The 17,253-nt window shown below is 62.7% G+C and carries 14 protein-coding genes and 1 pseudogene; 8 read left to right on the plus strand and 7 right to left on the minus strand.

What is annotated here, in order from left to right; translation table 11 throughout:
• Nucleotides 1-271: 271 nt before the first annotated feature.
• Nucleotides 272-649: a TetR-like C-terminal domain-containing protein gene (locus DID96_RS30875; RefSeq protein ID WP_124603015.1), complete on the plus strand. Its 378-nt coding sequence runs from the start codon at nucleotides 272-274 to the stop codon at nucleotides 647-649.
• On the opposite strand, the gene DID96_RS30880 is transcribed toward DID96_RS30875, so the two are convergent.
• Both DID96_RS30880 and DID96_RS30885 read right to left on the minus strand, forming a co-directional pair.
• Nucleotides 646-1,134 (minus strand): NUDIX domain-containing protein, encoded by a 489-nt coding sequence (locus DID96_RS30880; RefSeq protein ID WP_124603016.1) that lies wholly within the window; start codon nucleotides 1,132-1,134, stop codon nucleotides 646-648. The genes DID96_RS30875 and DID96_RS30880 overlap by 4 nt on opposite strands.
• Nucleotides 1,135-1,435: 301 nt before the next feature.
• A complete protein-coding gene (locus DID96_RS30885) occupies nucleotides 1,436-3,784 on the minus strand; it encodes an EAL domain-containing protein (protein WP_124603017.1) in 2,349 nt (782 codons plus the stop codon).
• A 540-nt stretch (nucleotides 3,785-4,324) separates the two neighbouring features.
• On the opposite strand from DID96_RS30885, the gene DID96_RS30890 reads away from it, so the two are divergent.
• Nucleotides 4,325-5,125, plus strand: coding sequence for a hypothetical protein (locus DID96_RS30890; RefSeq protein WP_124603018.1), 801 nt, complete (start codon nucleotides 4,325-4,327; stop codon nucleotides 5,123-5,125).
• 80 nt (nucleotides 5,126-5,205) lie between these two features.
• Here DID96_RS30890 and DID96_RS30895 read toward each other — a convergent pair whose 3' ends face one another.
• On the minus strand, nucleotides 5,206-5,868 hold the full coding sequence (locus DID96_RS30895; RefSeq protein ID WP_124603019.1) for a dihydrofolate reductase family protein: 663 nt from the start codon (nucleotides 5,866-5,868) through the stop codon (nucleotides 5,206-5,208).
• A gap of 131 nt (nucleotides 5,869-5,999) precedes the next feature.
• Nucleotides 6,000-6,965, minus strand: a complete 966-nt coding sequence (locus tag DID96_RS30900) for a LysR family transcriptional regulator (protein WP_124603020.1) — start codon at nucleotides 6,963-6,965, stop codon at nucleotides 6,000-6,002.
• Nucleotides 6,966-7,084: 119 nt separating this feature from the next.
• Here DID96_RS30900 and DID96_RS30905 point away from each other — a divergent pair, with 119 nt between their 5' ends.
• The 5 genes from DID96_RS30905 to DID96_RS30925 all read left to right on the plus strand — a co-directional run bounded on the left by DID96_RS30905 (nucleotide 7,085) and on the right by DID96_RS30925 (nucleotide 13,064).
• Nucleotides 7,085-7,942, plus strand: a complete 858-nt coding sequence (locus DID96_RS30905; RefSeq protein WP_124603021.1) for an oxidoreductase — start codon at nucleotides 7,085-7,087, stop codon at nucleotides 7,940-7,942.
• A gap of 171 nt (nucleotides 7,943-8,113) precedes the next feature.
• The gene (locus tag DID96_RS30910) at nucleotides 8,114-9,052 is read left to right on the plus strand and encodes a S1C family serine protease (protein ID WP_124603022.1); all 939 of its coding nucleotides are present in this window, start codon (nucleotides 8,114-8,116) and stop codon (nucleotides 9,050-9,052) included.
• A 43-nt stretch (nucleotides 9,053-9,095) separates the two neighbouring features.
• Entirely contained in the window at nucleotides 9,096-9,740 is a 645-nt protein-coding gene (locus DID96_RS30915) for a response regulator transcription factor (RefSeq protein ID WP_124603041.1), read from the plus strand.
• Between the two features lie 325 nt (nucleotides 9,741-10,065).
• Nucleotides 10,066-11,694 carry a hypothetical protein gene (locus tag DID96_RS30920; RefSeq protein ID WP_260464058.1) on the plus strand — a complete coding sequence of 543 codons (1,629 nt, stop codon included), beginning with the start codon at nucleotides 10,066-10,068 and terminating at the stop codon, nucleotides 11,692-11,694.
• Nucleotides 11,695-12,050: 356 nt separating this feature from the next.
• Nucleotides 12,051-13,064: a sulfurtransferase gene (locus DID96_RS30925; RefSeq protein ID WP_124603023.1), complete on the plus strand. Its 1,014-nt coding sequence runs from the start codon at nucleotides 12,051-12,053 to the stop codon at nucleotides 13,062-13,064.
• Nucleotides 13,065-13,438: 374 nt separating this feature from the next.
• On the opposite strand, the gene DID96_RS30930 is transcribed toward DID96_RS30925, so the two are convergent.
• From DID96_RS30930 to DID96_RS39635, 3 genes and pseudogenes are all read right to left on the minus strand, one after another.
• Nucleotides 13,439-13,792, minus strand: coding sequence for a BON domain-containing protein (locus tag DID96_RS30930; RefSeq protein WP_124603024.1), 354 nt, complete (start codon nucleotides 13,790-13,792; stop codon nucleotides 13,439-13,441).
• Nucleotides 13,793-14,162: 370 nt separating this feature from the next.
• Nucleotides 14,163-15,305, minus strand: coding sequence for a PLP-dependent aminotransferase family protein (locus DID96_RS30935; RefSeq protein ID WP_260464059.1), 1,143 nt, complete (start codon nucleotides 15,303-15,305; stop codon nucleotides 14,163-14,165).
• A gap of 168 nt (nucleotides 15,306-15,473) precedes the next feature.
• A pseudogene (locus tag DID96_RS39635) lies at nucleotides 15,474-15,671 on the minus strand (GntR family transcriptional regulator); the annotation flags it as partial.
• A 32-nt stretch (nucleotides 15,672-15,703) separates the two neighbouring features.
• Between DID96_RS39635 and DID96_RS30940 the strand changes: the two are divergent.
• Nucleotides 15,704-17,197, plus strand: a complete 1,494-nt coding sequence (locus DID96_RS30940) for an MFS transporter (protein WP_124603026.1) — start codon at nucleotides 15,704-15,706, stop codon at nucleotides 17,195-17,197.
• Nucleotides 17,198-17,253: the final 56 nt, after the last annotated feature.

Below are 17,253 nucleotides of genomic sequence, written 5' to 3' on the forward strand. Positions count from 1 at the left end.
GCCTCGATGAACACAACTCGTCATGAGCGCGCTGGCGTTGCGCGGGAATTGATACCGGACGTCCACGAGGAGACACCGGGCGTCAGACCAGGCGGGGCAATTGGCTACGTTGCCGAGGTATGGATACAGCACGCGGCGTATCAAGGAGAATCCGCGCATAGCAGGCTACGTTCTGCGTGCGCTATTGAGCGGCGGTTGAGCGTTCGTCGCTGGAGTACTTGCGAAGCGTAAGTTGGCGCGGCCATCGTCGAACTGAGGCTGACCCGTTTCCGTGAACGGGTTGGCCTACGTAAAGTTCGCGCACGCGTATGCCGAATTGTTCCGGCTGATGTACGGTGGTTTTGCGGTCCAGCACAAGGACAACGCCGAACTCGTCCAGGCCAGACGCGAGAACAGCGAGGTGACGACGGAAGCGATCCGGAGAATGATCGGATCCGCCGTCGACGAGAAGCAGATCCTTGCATTCAGCGTCGCTGTGCGCAGCTTCGTGCACGGTTTCGCCGTGCTGTGGATCGACAGCCATCTGGAAAGCAGCGAATCGGATATCGAAGCCCTGGCGGAATCCGCTTTCGAATTCTCGATGCACGCGTTTCCCGACATGGATCGTCTTCAGCGGAAGGCTGCGTCGAGCCCGAAAAGAGCCGACTAACTACTGCGATTTCTGTCGAGATACGCAGCGACCGCGTCTGTCAGCGCGAGGCTGCCCAATTCCTCCGGCGATGCCAGATGCGCGGCGATAATCTCGCGATTATCAAGCCGCAGTTCTGGCATGCAATCGAGGTGCAGTTCAAAGAAATGCACGTGGTCTCTTCGCCCGTCCCAGATGCCGGAGGCGCTGCCTGCGGGGATCAATGGGTACGACGAGAGACCAATCTCCTCATCCATTTCGCGCTGCGCCGCCGCATAAGGCGTCTCACCCGGCTGGACGCCACCGCCGGGAAAATTCCACTCGGGCCGGTACGATGACTTGACAAGCAACAGCGCCCGCCCGACATGGATTGCGACTAGCGCACCCTCGTGGCGAGGCCGTCGAATGCGCCACCAGACGCGCGCCAGCCCGAATCCGATGCGAAGCACCGTGCGCCAGACCGCGTCGACAAGCATGGTCGATCGCGCTCGCTCAAGGCTGGGCATGAGGTCTCTCCTTTCCATTCATGATCCAAGAATCTGCAGGATCATACGCGTTCGTGTCGCTTGGGCAATATGGCGTAAGTTGCTTGCAGCCGTTCGCCCCTGCTTTGAAATGGCCGCTCGAACGTCCCTTCCACGTTTCTACGAGACGTCGGCGCGATGTGGCGCACGACGGGCAGCTTCTACGCGCCAGCATGGTATGTGCTTGGATGCAGCGCGGCGAGTTTCGTCGGTTTGATGTTGTTTCGGGAGGGCGGGGACGTGGACGCCGTGCCGTGAACAGGAGGGCATCTGGCGTTGCGTTTTACGCGAGGGTGGCGCCGAGCTGGGTGGCTCGAGCGTCCGGATCGCCAGGCGATGCGCACGGCCGATGCGCTCGCACCCAGCGTGCGAAGTCGCGAGGGGCCAGCGGCCGCGAGAACAGAAACCCTTGATACTGATGGCAGCCGTGCATGCCCAGAAAGTCGCGCTGGGCATGTGTTTCAACGCCTTCGGCGGTCACGGTCAGTTTCAGGATCTTGCCGATGTGGATCAGCGATTGCGCGAGCGATTCCGCCATTTCGTCGCTGCCGATGCCCTGCACGAAGCTTTTGTCGATTTTCAGTTCCTTGACGGCGAACCGGTGGAGGTAGCTCAGGGACGAGTAGCCCGTGCCGAAATCGTCGATCGACAGTGCGATGCCAAGGGCATGGATGGCATCGAGCGACGCGCGAATGTCGTCGGCCGATTCATCGAACAGGACCCGCTCGGTCAATTCGAGCGTCAGATCTGCAGCAACCAGACCGTGAGACCGAAGCGTATCGGTGACGAAGCCCGGGTAATCCGGACGCTTGAAGTCGGCGGCGCAGACGTTCACCGACATGTTGGGTATGTGAAGCCCCTCGGCTCGCCACTCGGCAAGTTGCCTGCAGGCTTCGTCCATCACCCAGGCATCCATCTCCGCGATCAGGCCGCTTTCCTCCGCGATGGCGATGAAGCGATCCGGCGCAATGCTGCTTTGCCCGTCACTGCTTTGCCCGTCATTTTCCCAGCGCACGAGCGCCTCGACACCGCAAAGCACACCGGTGGCGTCGACCTTGGGCTGGTAGGCGACGCTCAGGGCGTTCCCTCGTAATGCCCGCTGCAGCTCGATTTCCAGCTCGAGTTGCTCTTTCGCCTGACGCTCGTACTCGGGCGCATAGAACCGCATCTGGTTGCGGCCCGCACTCTTGGCCTGATACATCGCCAGATCTGCGTTGCGCAGCAGGATGCCGGTTTCTTCTCCGTCGTGCGGTGAGAGCGCAATGCCGATGCTGGCGCTGATCGTGATGCGGGTGTCCTGCTTCGAGTTGATGACGATGGGCTGGTACACGGCCTGCAGAATGCGCCCAGCGACTTGCTTGGCCTTCAGCACGTCGCAGTCCGGCAGAATCGCGAGAAACTCGTCTCCGCCGAGGCGGCCGATCACGTCCTCGGTCTGGATCTGGCTGCGCAGGCGTCGTGCGATTTCGCTCAGGACCTCATCGCCGGCGGCATGACCCTGGGTGTCGTTCACGCGCTTGAAACGGTCCAGATCGATGAACAACACCGCAAACGTCGACGCATGCCGGTTGGCGTTCGAAAGGATCCGGGCGGCTTCCATCTGAAGCTGTTCCCGGTTGGGCAGGCCCGTTAGCGAATCGAACCACGCAAGTCGCTGCAAGCGGCGCTCCATCGCCAGTCTCTTGCGCAATTGTCTGCTGAACATCAGTGACAACAGGATGAGAAGCGCATCGAGAATGACACTGACGATACCGATTGCGATCGCTCGCTTGCGCCATCCTGCGAAGATGTCGTCCGTCGCAAAGCCCACGACGACGACGAGCGGATAACCGCCGATCCGCCGGAAGCTGTACAGGCGCTCGGTGTGGTCGAGCACGGCGATGTCGATATAGGTTCCGTGACTGGATTGCACGAGCGGCGGGAACGAGTGGCCGCCCGCGAGCGACTTGCCGATGTCGCCCTCGTGGAACGGTTGCCGCATGATGACCGTTCCGTCCGTGCGCAGCAGGGTAATCGTGCCATGCCGGCCGAGTATCGAGCCTTCGAAGAGTTTCCGGAAATAGCTGAGCCCCAGCGTGCCGGCGACGATGCCCGCGAAATGGCCGTCCTTGTCCTCGCGCCGCCGGCTTAACGCGATATGCGGCAGTCCGGGGCCGGCAGTGTACGACTGATAAGGCGCGCTGATGTAGATGCCGGCATTTTTCTGCTGCTGCTGAACCTGGAAGTAGTCGCGCTCGCTCACACTGAGCGCGCGTGGCTGAATCGAACGCGAGTCGAGCACGAGCTTGCCGGTTGCGTCCGTCGCAAACAGCGCACCCAGTTCCGTCGCATGGGTGGCCGAACTGAATGCGATGAGCTGCCGGACTTCCGGGGGAAGCCGCGCGATGCTGGGTGTCTCGACACTTGTCGCGACGTCGCGCATGCCGACCTGGTAGATGTCGAGATTGCGCTCGATCTCCTTCTGCAGCGAGATCACGAGATTCTCGGCGGCATCGCGCGCCTGCGACATCGCGTCGAGCCTCATTTCGTAAAGCGAGGCGACCGTGACACCCGTGGTCGCGAGCGTGATTCCGATTCCGACGTAGATGAACAGCGACGGTCTGGTGAACAGGGAGCTTGCAAATCGAATCATGGTCTTCCGGAAAGCTCGAGAAAGCCGGGTGTAAGCGACAGGGCCAACTGGCACTTCATTGCCTCGATCCCGGCTGCCCCGCTGAATTGGATGGCATCTTACATGCAGGATGATGAAAGTCGGGAGGGGCGAATGACGTGCGTTGGCCCAATCCACTTGGGCGATGCGTTCGTCGATATATCGACGGAGGCAGGTAAATCTTTACCCTGATCTCGATCGTGTGTGTTCGAGGGTGGCGGCTTGTCGGCCAGGCGATCGCGACGCGGGGCCACGCGATTAAGCGGTGCTGTGTCTTGACAGCGCGATCACGCTGCGTTGTCCCGCAGGCCTCGGTAAGTTGACGGCAACGTCGGGTAAGTACGCCCTGGCATGTCGAATGGACGTACCTCAATAATCCTTGTGAATGGCGGCGGGACTGAAGTCGCTGTCGATAACGTCGCAACACATTGTCGACTGGCGGAGCGTGGGTAGAGTCGGTCATTTGACCGGCCTGCACGAGCGCTTATATCGCTCAACGGTAGGCAACATCCGGGAGCACGCATGGCTCCGATACCCAAGTGGATCGCGGCTTCAATTGTCGTCGCGGCATGCTGCGGCCTTGCCGTCGAAGGCGGCCTAGTGGGAGGCGCACAAGCGCAAACGTTGCCCACAACGCTCGACAAGGAGATGAAGTATTTCTACCGGGCGCCGAGTACAGAAGCGGTAACGAAGATTCTCAAGGACTTCAGCAAACCGCCATACGTCAGCAACGCTGCGAGCTACCTGCCGTTGGCCGGTTTTCTCGCGGCGTTTTTTTCCAGGTATCCGGGCAGCGTCGACGCAGTTGTCGCGACTGATGTCGATCCGCGCGTTTTATGGTCCGTTGCAATTGGGTTACGCCTGGCCGGACAGGCCCAGAAGGTAGAGGCGGTCGCGGCGCGCATGAAGGCAGCGGGGCTCAAGCCCCCCGAATTGGACAAACTTCCCGCATCGCTCGGCATGGTACGTGCGCAGACGCCATCCGACTTCGACCTGCTATGGGGGGCGAGTTCTGCGACTGGCGATGCACGCTATTGCCTGGTCATTCTTGACGCATTTCGATCCTATGCGAACGAGGGCAATCATGCCAAGGTGCTGGTTGCCATCGAAAAAGAGGTCGAAAAAGGACCGAAGGGCGATCTGAAATGGGTTCGCCAGCAATGGGGGGAAGCGAAAGCGGTTGAACTTATCTACATGGCCGCTGCGCTCTGGGGACTCAGATCGAATGCCGCCCAACATGACTTTGTCAGGGTCGCAATTGGTCGATATATAGCAGCACATCCCGACGAGCCTGCAGCCCATGCATTGGTGGGCAAGGTTTGATCGTAGCGATTGCGCAAGCGGTCATTCAAATTTAGCTGACACTGATGTCTGAGCCAATGCCGCGGCCCGACAGCCCTAGTCTAGGCATCCTCGTGCCCTCGGCGCCGCAGGACAACATGCGTGGCCTTCTCAGACGCTACGAATTCAACGCATTCGTATCCCAGAGCCCGCAAGTCAGCTCCTTCGAACAGCGACTCCCCCCGGCCGAGCAGGACCGGCGCGATAGCAATGTGCAGTTCATCGATGAGGCCCTCACGAAGATACTGCCGGATCGTGTCCGGCCCACCGCCGATCCGCACGTCCATTCCGGCAGCGGCCTCACGTGCACGGTCGAGCGCCTCGCGAATGCCTCCTGTCATGAAGTGGAACGTCGTGCCACCTTCCATCTCGATGGCGGGCCGAGCATGATGGGTCAAGATGAAGACGGGAACGTGATACGGGGGATTATCTCCCCACCAGCCTTTCCAGTTTGTGTCCGGCCAGTCCCCACGAACGGGTCCGAACATGTTTCTCCCAAGAATCCAGGCCCCGACATTCTGAAAGCCACGGGCGGCGAAATCATCGTCCACGCCGGTGGTGCCGCCGTCCTTGCCGAACAAGGCTCGCTGGAACGTGCGGGTTGGGACTAGCCACTGGTGCAGGTCCGTCCCGCCAACGCCGAGCGGATTGTTGATGTCCTGATTCGGACCTGCTCCGTATCCGTCGAGCGAGATGGTGAAGCCGTCAACGCGAACTCGTGCCATCGTTTGCCTCCGTTCAGACGCTAGCAGGCAATCAACGGACGCCGGAGTCCTGACATGCATACTAGCAGCGACAGATTTTCTCGCCGTAACCCCTTGTTTTCAAGGCGAGTCTTTCCCGAGCTGTGTCGATATTACGGTTGATGTACCGCACGGCCCTGCTGCGGCTTCCTCGCGCGAAGCTCCGACGGATCGAGGAAGAAGTTCCGGTTGTCGGCCATACGCTCGATCATGAAGTCAATGAATGTTCTCACGCGCAGCGATTGCTCGGTTCGATGTCCATAGTAAATATAAATCATGCCGTGCTCGGCAACGTGCGGCGTCAGCAATGGAACGAGGCGGCCGCTTCGGATATGAGTCGTTGCGTTGAAGCTACCCAACTGCCCGATGCCGAGGCCCGATAGCACCGCATGCGTTTCCATTTCCGTGTCGTTCACGCAGATGGCAGCGGGCACGTCGCGATAGACGATCTCATCGCCGATCTGGAACGCCCACTGCGCGAGCTTGCCCGTGTTTGCGCGCCGGTACCCGGTGCAGCGATGCTGAGCCAGTTCCTCGATGGTCCGCGGCGCGCCGTTGCGCTCGATATATTCCGGCGATGCGCACACGATCAGCTGAATCGGCACCAGCCGGCGTGCGATCGAGCCTCCCGATGGCGGAGGTCCACCGCGAAATCCCACATCGGCGCGCTCGGTCACGAGATCCGTGAACTGATCGTCGAATTGCACTTCGAGCTGCACGTTCGGATAGCGCTTCTGGAATTCCTCGAAGTACGGCCACAGGACCGGGAGCCCGAGCGCGCGCGGCGCGCTCACGCGCAGCATGCCAGCCACTTCCTCCTTCGAGCGCCGGGCGTCGTCGAGCGCGGACGACAGCGTCGCGAGCGCCGGCTTCACGCTGTCGAACAGCCGTTGGCCTTCCTCGGTCAGGCTCAGCTTGCGGGTGGTCCGATGAAAGAGCCGCACGCCCAGTTCCTTCTCCAGTTGCATTACCGCATGGCTCGCGGCCTGCGGCGAGATGCCCTGGTCGACTGCCGCGCCACGCAGGCTGCCGAGCGTCGCGGCGCGCACGAAAATGGTGATCGAACGAATGCCGTTCATTTCCGGGACTCCGGATTCGCAAATAAAAGTTGATTATGACTCCAGTAATGGGCCGCTAGTTGGCGTCAATCGTCACGTCTACGATGGCATCACTTCATCACACACGCGGGAGAGACATCATGGCTGACGTTCAACAAGGCGGGTTCAAGCGCGTATGGTTCATCACCGGTGCGTCGAGGGGGATCGGCGCATTGATTGCCGAAGCCGCGCTCGCGGACGGCAACGCGGTCGTGGCCGCCGGACGCAATGTCGCGGCCATCACCGAGCGTCTTGGCGAGTCGGCCGCGTTGCTGCCGGTTGCGCTGGACGTGACCAGCGAGGCGCAGGCAAAGGCGGCCGTGCAGGCCGCGGTGGAGAAATTCGGCCGCGTCGATGTGCTGGTCAACAACGCCGGCTTCGGCCTCCTGGGTGCGGTGGAGGAATCCGCCGACAAGGAAGTGCGGCGCATGTACGACACGAATGTATTCGGCTTGCTGAACGTCACGCGCGCCGTGTTGCCGGCGATGCGCGCGAACCGCTCGGGCCACGTGATCAATGTTTCATCGATTGGCGGCTATCGGGCCGCAGCGGGCTTCGGCGTGTACTCGTCGACGAAGTTCGCCGTCGAAGGCATCACGGAAGCGTTGCATGCCGAGTTGAAACCGCTGGGCATTCACGCGACCGTGGTCGAGCCGGGGTATTTTCGTACGGACTTTCTGGACGCGTCCTCGCTGGTCGTTGCCCCGGACGTGATCGACGATTACGACGACACCTCGGGCGCGGTTCGCCGCAAGGCCGTGCAAATGAATCACAACCAGCCTGGCGACCCGACGAAGCTTGCGGCCGCGATGATCGCGCTGGTCGACGCGTCGAACCCACCGCTGCGCCTTCCGCTTGGCACCGACACGCTGGCTGCCATTGCCGCGAAAAACGCTTACGTGACGCAGGAAACGGAAGCGTGGAAGGAGCTGTCGGCATCGACTGACTTTCCTGCCTGAGTGAGGAAGGCGGCGGCTCGACATGACGCGCAGGCTACCCATTAGGGTGGTGCGCGTCCGTCGCGCGCCTGTCATCGTGAAACCACTCGTCCGCGCTTGCCCGCCTGTCATCTTCAGGCGGGTTGGCCGAGCGAAGCATCGGTTCACGCGATACATGGCAGGAGTCGTCACATGGAAACCCCAACCTCCAGCGGAAATCCTTTGCAGGATCTTTCCGACAATCTCGCGGCCATCGCCGAGCGCGTTGGCCAGAGTGTCGTCGCGGTGCACGGGCGGCACCGCTTTCCATCCAGTGGAGTAATCTGGCAACCGGGCGTGGTGGTCACGGCCGCGCATACGCTCCGGCACGAAGAAGGCATTGAAGTCACGCTGGCCGATGGCCGTACCGTGGCGGCCGTGCTGGCGGGACGGGACCTTGGTACCGACCTGGCCGTACTGAGGATTGGCGATGCGGCGCCGAGCCCGGTCGAGACCGGCGACGCGCGTTCGCTCAAGGCAGGCCATCTGGTGCTCGCGGTGGCGCGCGTGGACCGGCTCGGCACCAGCGCGGATTTCGGCGTCGTCGGCACGGCCGGCGGTCCGTGGCGTACCTGGCGAGGCGGCCAGTTCGACGCGTTCGTGCGACTGGACGGCGGACTGCGCCCCGGTTTCTCCGGTGCGGCCCTCGCTGATATGCAGGGGCGGGTGATGGGCCTGTGCACATCGGCGCTCGCGCAGGGTGCGGGCATGCTGATTCCGACCACGACCGTGGCGCGCGTGTGCGACGAGCTGTCGAGAAAAGGACGTGTTTCGCACGGCTACCTTGGCGTGGGCACGCAGCCGGTGAACCTGCCGCAGGCGTGGGTGACGAAACTGAATCTGGCTGCCGAGCGCGGACTGCTGGTGGTGTCGCTTGCGGCGGGCGGGCCTGCGGAGCAGGGCGGGGTGCTGATCGGGGACGTGCTGATCGAGCTGGACGGCCGGCCGTGTCGCGACATGGACGACGTGCATGCCGCGCTTGGCGGCGAGCGCATCGGACAGTCGCTGAAGATCGGGCTGATCCGGGGCGGCGAGCGCAGCGAATGCACGGTCACGGTGGGCGAACGCCCGCAACGGAATTCATGCTGCTGAGAATCGTGCAAGGCGTCGCATGCCGAATGCCGGAATGACACCGATGAGCCCGCTCAGGGTTGCCGTCGTCGCCGCGTCGCCACAAGCGCGCGCAAGCCTGCAGGCGCTTGTCGATGCGACGCCGGCGCTGGATTTCGCAGGTAGCGCGGCCGATGTTGCGGCGATCGCCGATCGCTTTGCCAGTGAATTGCCGGATGTGGTCGTGGCCGAACTGGAGCCGCAGGGCGGCGACCTGCCGGCGCCGGGAGCGGACCGCCATCCTGCGATGCCGGCGCTCGTGCTGCTCACGGACGAGGCGGACAGCGACTGGATCCATGACGCGCTGGCGGGCGGCGCGACGGCACTGCTGCCGCGCGGCGCGACGCCCGGCGAAATCACCGCTGCGATCGAAGCCGTGGCCGCGGGCCTTTGCGTGCTATCCCCCGAGATCCTCGCCCGGCTGCTGGCGGCGCACCAGGGGCCGCGCCAGATGGCATCCGCGGCGCTGGTCGAAATGCTCACCCCACGTGAGATCGAGGTGCTGACGATGCTTGCCGAAGGGCTTGGCAACAAGGAGATCGCGCGTCATCTCGACATCTCCGACAACACCGTGAAGTTCCACCTGTCCGCCATTTTCGGCAAGCTCGGCGCAAGCAGCCGCACCGAGGCTGTCATGCAGGGGATGCGACACGGTCTCATCATGGTGTAGCCGGCCGTCAGGGCGATGCTGGCCTGAACCCGTCGCCCGTCACCCGCGGAGGCGGCGATGATCGGCCACGAACGGTTGCCTGGGCATTCGATCCGTGCGTGAGAGCGTGAACCTTCTCAGGGTTTCCGAGCGTGTTGGCTGGCATCTGCGTTGACTAGAAACAAATGAGTCTCGCCCCTCAATGCCATCCATCGAAGTCGCACGCGGCGACTCGAGACATCTTCCACAACGATGGCATCGTGACGGACAGCACAGCCGGGCCGCCCGGCACCACTTTCGACGATCGTGCGTGAAGTACGCCCTTCGCTCCGCGGAGGAGGTCATCATGAATTACAAGCAGCTCATTACCGCATGCGTGCTCGCGATCGTCGCAGCCGCTCCAGCGCTCGCCCAACACGAAGAACACGTCGCTGCCGAGCCGGGGGGCGGGAAGTTCGGCACGGTGAAGTTCCCGACTTCATGCAGCGCTGCGGCACAAGCCCAGTTCGAGAAGGCATTGGCGATGCTGCATTCATTCTTTTACCCTGCGACGCTCAAGGCGTTCGAGGCCGTCATCAAGACCGATCCGCAATGTGCGATTGCATATTGGGGCCTTGCGATGGCCCAGCGTCCCAATCCGTTGGTTCCGCCTTTCGACGAGACGGCACTCAAGAACGGTTCGAACGCAGTGGAGAAAGGTCTTGCGCTGGGTCCCGGGACCGAACGGGAGCGTGACTGGCTGCTGGCAGCCGAGGCGTTTTACAAGGATTACGACAAGGTCCCCCAAAGTCAGCGCACGCAGGCATACGAGCAAGCCATGGCGCGCTTGACGCAGAAATATCCCGACGATTCGGAGGCCGCAATCTTCTACGCGCTCGCACTCAACGAGGCGGCGCAGCCCAGTGACAAAACGTATGCCAACCAACTCAAGGCAGCCGCGATCCTGGAGAAAATCTACCGTGAGCAGCCTGACCATCCCGGCATTGCGCACTACCTGATCCACAGCTACGACTATCCACCGCTCGCGCAGCGTGGACTGCCGTTCGCCAACCAATACGCGCAGATTGCGCCGGCGGCGCCGCACGCCGTGCATATGCCCTCGCACATCTACTCGATGCTCGGCATGTGGGCCGCGTCCGTCAAATCGAACGAAGCGGCGCTGAAGGTAATGCGCGAAGAAGCCGCCAGGAGCTGGCCGGGTGCCACCCACCCGTCGGCACCTCATTCGTGGGACTTCATGGAGTACGCGTATCTGCAGCAGGGCAAGTACGCACGAGCAAAACAGGTCCGCGACGACGCCAATGCCGCCACGAAGTTTCCGTTCGACCGATTGGGCACTTACACCGGGCTGGAAGCCATCCCGGCACGCTATGCGCTCGAGCGCGGCGCCTGGCAAGAAGCTGCCGCGCTGGAGCCGCGTGGCAGTCGCTGGCCGCAGGCCGAGGCAATCACGTACTTTGCCCGCGCGCTGGGCAGCGCTCGCAGCGGCAAGGCGGACATGGCGCAGACGAATATCGACATGCTCACGCAGTTGCGCGCGAAGCTCGAACAGTCGAACCAGCCTTACTGGGCTGAGCAGGTCCAGGTACAGATCCTGGCTGCTTCGGCGTGGCTGGCTCATGCGCAGGGCAGGGACGATGAGGCGCTGAAGCAGATGCGCGCCGCGGCCGACCTGGAGGATGGGAGCGAAAAGAATGTTGCGATGGAGAACCGGCTTTATCCGATGCGCGAACAGCTGGGCGAAATGTTGCTCGATCTGAAGCGGCCTGCCGATGCGCTGAAGGAATATGAGGCATCCATGCAAGCGACTCCCAACCGCTTGCGCGGCCTGTATGGTGCGGCGAAAGCGGCGGGTCTGGCGCAGGACAAGCAGAAGGCGAAGCTCTACTACGGGAAGCTCATTGCGCTCACGCAAGACGCGGACACAGTCGGGCCGGAGGTCCGCCAGGCCAGGCTGTATCTTGACCAGCATTGAGTATTGCGGCCAACCGAATATGACGGTTGGCCGCACACGAAGAGCGTTGAAGCCGCGTATTCGAAGCATCAAGGCGCGCTCGAAGGGCGTGACATCAACGTGGACTCTGGCACTCCAGAGATCGCGCGATTCGCGTGTCCGCGTCATGCATCCCGGCAAGCCAATCTGGTTCCATTTTCACGTAAAAGAGGACAAACGCGCCGGAAAACCATACACTTCTCCGCGGCCGGCTCTCCTCGAACCGACCTTCATCCGGGGTCGAAACGGTTGGCAACGCCGTTCCGAATTCAATCGCCACCGACAGGCCCGTTGCCGAGTGCCCGCTTTCTGCAGCCGCATCATAGATAAATCACTGCATGTCCAGTAGCAATCCGACCGTCCGGCTTTCCCATCTGATGACACACGGCGTGTCGCCGCAGGAGGATGCCCGTGAGGTGGCGCGGCAGTTGGTCGAGCCGGACTGGCTCGTTGCGCTCGTGGCGGGTTTGCCGATGAGCGCCGCGCCGGCACAGCCTTGGCGTCTGTTCGAGGTTGGCTACGGTGGCGAAGCGGCCTTCGTGCAGGGACACATTCCGGGAGCGGGTTACATCGACACCGGGGAGCTGGAGCGCGGCCCTTGGTGGAACAAGGTTCCGGATCACGAGTTGCTGCGTGTGCTGCTTGCCCATGGCATCTGCCGCGACACCACGGTCATCCTCTATGGCCGCAGCACGCTTGCGGCCGCGCGAGCCGCGCACCTGATGCTGTACGCAGGCGTGGCGGATGTGCGCCTGCTCGATGGCGGGCTGGCCGCGTGGCAGGCAGCAGGGTGCCCGATGGAGGCGGGGGCGCCGCATCGTTACCCGGCGCTTGCCGATTTCGGCGCACGCCTGCCCGTTCGCCCGGACTACCTGATGGACACCGAACAGGCCCGTCAGCTGCTGCAACGACAGGATGGGATGCTGGTGAGCGTCCGCACGTGGAGCGAGTTCGTCGGGCGGACTTCGGGCTACGACTATATTGCGAACAAGGGCGACATTCCTGGTGCACGATGGGGACGCGCCGGCCGCGATGGCGACGTTCACAGCATGAGCGACTACCAACGCCCGGACGGCACGATGAAGCCGCACGCCGAAATTCAGGCATTCTGGCGGCAGGCCGGGATCCACCCCGGGCGCCGCATCGCCTTCTACTGCGGCACCGGTTGGCGCGCGTCGCTCGCGTTCTTCTATGCGTGGCTGATGCGCTGGGAGCGAATTAGCGTATACGACGGCGGCTGGTGCGAGTGGAGCAGTGATCCTGCCAACCCGGTGACGACCAGGCTGCGCTGCGGCGTCGAGTTGCAACCGCAGCGAGTAATCGCGGCCGAATCCGTAGCATCGACCGGTTGAATCTGCAACCAAAACATTCGAGTGACGGTTCGGCTCACGAAGCGGCCCTTAACATGGCTTCGTTTCGCGTGGCGGTATTGGGTCGCGAACCGCCGATCGAGGACAGGCGACAGCCGTTCGATGTTGCAAGTTCAGCGTCGGACCGCGTTCGGATGCCTTCGGCCATTCATCCTCGCGAATACAGCCATTCAACCCGCTTATCATTGAGCCCGCCCGTTTGCACGCGATTCGACACCGGGCCAATATCGAGCAGAGCACGGTCATCACTCAGCCATGATAGTGCCTTCCCCAGCAAAGGCGTCGCCGTTGAGAACACAACATTCGTGTTCTCAAGGCGCGCCAGTGCAGTCAAAGGATGCGGTTGGACTCAAGCATTAATGTCCCTCTTCTTCCACTGTCAAATTGTTCTTGACCGACGTAACTCCAGGAACACTCTCAGCAACTTTCCCTGCGAGATCTATCTGCGCCTGATCTGGAACCATTCCTACAAGCGTAATCGTGCCGCTACGAGCGATGGCGTGAACATCAGTCGACATCAAGCCTTTTTGCTTGTTCAACGTCGTCTGAACTCGCTTCGCCAACTCCCTATTTGCTGCTCTGATCGACGAACGAGAGGGAGCCGTTGCTGAAGTTGCCGCAGGCGTCTCTTGTGCATTAACAATGGGCACGATCGCAACAATGCCACTGACGGCGATCGCTGTGGCAACGCAGGTCTTCATGGATTTCATCTCGTCTCCTTCAGGTGGGTTAGCAAAACTGGGTGGGAGAGACTCGAAAAGATCGCTGGTCAATCAAAGTGCGGCGAAAGATGAGCACCCCGACGTTGATGACCAGCGGCCACGACGTTCGGCAATCGAATTGTAGACTTTCCCTCGTCGGATGCGCACGTTCAAGCACGTCTAGAACCGCTGGAGAGTGCTTTCCGTCGGACCTTCGACTAGTGGGTCAGGGCCGACCCTTTTGTGAATGACGGCAAGGGAACTCGATGACTCGCCGTTCGGCGTGCCTAGGCGAACGGTCGCGGTCACTTGTCCGTCAAATTGATGCCAGTCACTCGCGCTACGCATTGCAAGGCATGAAGCAATGCGCCCCCCGTCATCAGCCAACGATCGCGCGTCGCAGCCGTCTAACTGCGTCCGGCATGTTACTCGCCAGGGTCGCACCGAAACCGATCACGAGCCCGGCTTCCCCGCCGGCCCGATAATGAGACGACAGGGGCGGCGTCTGCAGCCCCAGCGCAGTCGCGGCATCCCACACCGCCAGATCCGCATCCGGCGTGGCCGCTCGGCGCAGCCTCGCAACGAGATGTAGCCCGGCATCGGGCACGGTTCCCCAGTCGAGCAAGTCCGGGCAATGGCGTTCGAGTGCGGCCAGCAGTGCGTCCCGCCGCTCCGCGTACAGCATCCGCATCCGGCGCAGGTGTGTCGCGAAATGCCCTTCGCCGATGAACTCCGCAAGGACGATCTGAAGCGGCGGTGGCGATTGCCGGTCGACCAGCGCACGCGCATGAGCGAACGCGCCAGCGAGGCCCGGCGGCGCGATCAGGAAGCCGATCCGCAAACCGGGCGCGAGCACCTTCGCGAATGTGCCGACGTAGACCACGCGATTCGCGGCCGATGGTCTGCCCAACGCGCGCAGCGGGTGCAATGGCCGGCCCGCGTATCGGTAGTCGCCGTCGCAGTCGTCCTCGACGATCCACGCGTTTGCCGTTTCGGCCCAGTCCAGCAGTGCGAGCCTGCGCCGCAGGCTCATCGTCACGCCGAGCGGGTATTGATGCGACGGCGTGACGACCGCGAGACGCGCGTTGGCGGCGAGCCGCATACCGGAATCGACGTCGACCCCCTCCGCGTCGACCGGTACTGGCACGACGCGCGCGCCAGCGCTTTCGATGGCGCTATGCCCCGCAACGAAGCCCGGGTTTTCGATCCATACGGCGTCCCCCGGGTCGGTCAGCAGGCGCGCCGTCAACTCGATAGCATGCTGCGAACCGGACGTGATCACGACATCGTCCGCGTCGCACGACAGACCGCGCGTCACGCCCAGATGCTCGGCAATCGCCTCTCGCAGCGGACGAAAACCCGACGGATCGGCATAGCCGAGTTGGTCGGCGGCCGGTCGGCTGCGCCAGAAGCGGGCCGACAGTCGCGCCCATGTGTGGTATGGAAACGCGTCGAGCGCGGGGGTTCCTGGTGCAAGCAGGCCGGGGCCACGCGGTACCGGCGTTACCGGTAGGCCTGTCAAGCGGCGACCTCTTGCGGATAGAGCCGGATGTCCGTTGTCGCGTGCGCCGGACGTCGGCGCAGGCGGAGCAACGACGGGCAGTGCGAGATCTTCCGGTAACACGTCCGGTACGTAGATGCCGGAACCACGCCGCCCATGCGCATAGCCCTCAGCAACGAGACGGTCATAGGCAAGCACGACCGTCTGTCGCGACACACCGAGTTCCGCCGCAAACGATCGTGTAGCGGGCAGGCGCGCGCCGGGGCGCAACTGGCCGCGAAGCACCGCATCCCGCAGGTAATTGGCTATCTGTTCCTGAAGGGGTAATGGTGCAGAGAAATCTACGGCAAAGGTACTCCAGACGGGGGGCGTCGCGCGTTTGCTCATGATCGAGAAGTGGACTGATCCAATTTGCAAAAGTGGGCTTAGATAATTGTGCCACCTGTTGTTATCGTGCGGACTATCTCATTCGCTCTCCGACTCCGCGCATGACTATCGAAGCCTCACCCGTTCAGCGCCGCCTTGCGCTCGCGTCGCTCCTTACTGGCGCGTTCCTGCCACCTCTCGACTATTTCATTGTCAATCTGGCACTGCCTGCCATCCATGCCGGCCTGAAGGCCAGCGATGCGCAGATCCAGTTCACGGTGTCCGCCTACGCGCTCGCCTACGCCGTCATGCTGATCACTGGCGGGCGTCTCGGCGATCTGTACGGACGCCGAAGGATCTTCATGATCGGGATGGCAGCCTTCGTCGTCGCATCCGCGCTGTGCGGGATGGCGACGAGCGCAACGCCGCTGGTCGCGGGCCGTGTCGTGCAGGGCATCAGTGCAGCGCTGATCACACCTCAGGTTCTCGCGTCGATCCGCACCGTCTTCCCGGCGCAAATGCAAGCGCGGCTGATGGGCATCTACGGATTCGTGTTTGGACTCGCGTCGGTGGCCGGGCAGGTTGGCGGTGGCGCGCTGATCGATCTGCATCTGTGGGGGCTCGGCTGGCGCCTCGTATTCCTCGTGAACGTGCCGCTCGGCCTGCTCGCGCTGGCAGGGACATGGCGGTATCTTCCCGAGAACCGCGCCGGGCACGGTGCACGCATTGACGTGCCCGGAATGGTCACGCTGACGATCGCGCTGATGTTGCTCGTTTACCCGCTGACCGTCGGTCGTGAACTGCATTGGCCTGCGTGGACGTTCTGGAGTATCGGCCTGTGCGTGCCGGCGTTCGCAGCATTCATCTGCCTGGAACTGCGCATAGCCCGGCAGGCGCGTGATCCGCTCGTCGATGTGTCGGTGTTGAGCCGTCCCGTCGTGGCGACGGGGCTGCTACTCGCGTTCCTGTTCTATTCCATCGCGGCGTTCTTTCTGACCTATGGCATCTTCTTGCAGGAGGGACTGGGTTGGACCCCGCTGCAGTCCGGCCTCGGCCTCTCACCTTATGGCGCAGGCTATCTGCTCGGGCCGCTCGCTACGCCGTGGCTCGCGCGCCGCATTGGCGACGGCTTGATGCCGCTCGGATTCGGTTGCCTCGTGGGTGGCTTCGCGCTCTGCGTCGCACAACTAGGCCAAGGTGCACCCGGGCTGGCGTTCTATATCGGATTGTTGATTGCCGGCACCGGGCAGGGGATGGCGCTTCCGACGCTGCAGCGTATCGTGCTCGCGGACGTCGACACACGGCATGCCGGCATGACTGCCGGTGCAATCGTCGCAACACTCTACATTGGCGCCTCGTTCGCTGTAGCGTGCATCGGCGGTGCGTTCTTCAGCGCACTGGGCGTTGCCAGCGGCGCGGCGGCACACGCCCATGCGATGCGCGTCGGTCTGCAAGCGATGTTGGTGCCGCTCGCCGCAGGCTTCTGTGTCAGCGTCTGGATGATGTCGCGTCGCGTGCGCGCGTCGGGAATCCAGCGGAGCATCTGATACGGTGAGCGGGGTAGGGATGACCGCAGCGATTCACATGCGTTCCCGGTCGGACG

The organism is Burkholderia sp. Bp8963, from assembly GCF_003854275.1.
Taxonomy (GTDB): Bacteria; Pseudomonadota; Gammaproteobacteria; order Burkholderiales; family Burkholderiaceae; genus Burkholderia.

Coding starts and splice junctions, on each gene's coding strand:
- DID96_RS30900 (WP_124603020.1), bottom strand. CDS start 6,965: ATGAACGGCATTCGTTCGATCACCATTTTCGTGCGCGCCGCGACGCTC.
- DID96_RS30885 (WP_124603017.1), bottom strand. CDS start 3,784: ATGATTCGATTTGCAAGCTCCCTGTTCACCAGACCGTCGCTGTTCATC.
- DID96_RS30930 (WP_124603024.1), bottom strand. CDS start 13,792: ATGAAATCCATGAAGACCTGCGTTGCCACAGCGATCGCCGTCAGTGGC.
- DID96_RS30895 (WP_124603019.1), bottom strand. CDS start 5,868: ATGGCACGAGTTCGCGTTGACGGCTTCACCATCTCGCTCGACGGATAC.
- DID96_RS30915 (WP_124603041.1), top strand. CDS start 9,096: ATGAGCCCGCTCAGGGTTGCCGTCGTCGCCGCGTCGCCACAAGCGCGC.
- DID96_RS30880 (WP_124603016.1), bottom strand. CDS start 1,134: ATGCCCAGCCTTGAGCGAGCGCGATCGACCATGCTTGTCGACGCGGTC.
- DID96_RS30910 (WP_124603022.1), top strand. CDS start 8,114: ATGGAAACCCCAACCTCCAGCGGAAATCCTTTGCAGGATCTTTCCGAC.
- DID96_RS30890 (WP_124603018.1), top strand. CDS start 4,325: ATGGCTCCGATACCCAAGTGGATCGCGGCTTCAATTGTCGTCGCGGCA.
- DID96_RS30925 (WP_124603023.1), top strand. CDS start 12,051: ATGTCCAGTAGCAATCCGACCGTCCGGCTTTCCCATCTGATGACACAC.
- DID96_RS30920 (WP_260464058.1), top strand. CDS start 10,066: ATGAATTACAAGCAGCTCATTACCGCATGCGTGCTCGCGATCGTCGCA.
- DID96_RS30905 (WP_124603021.1), top strand. CDS start 7,085: ATGGCTGACGTTCAACAAGGCGGGTTCAAGCGCGTATGGTTCATCACC.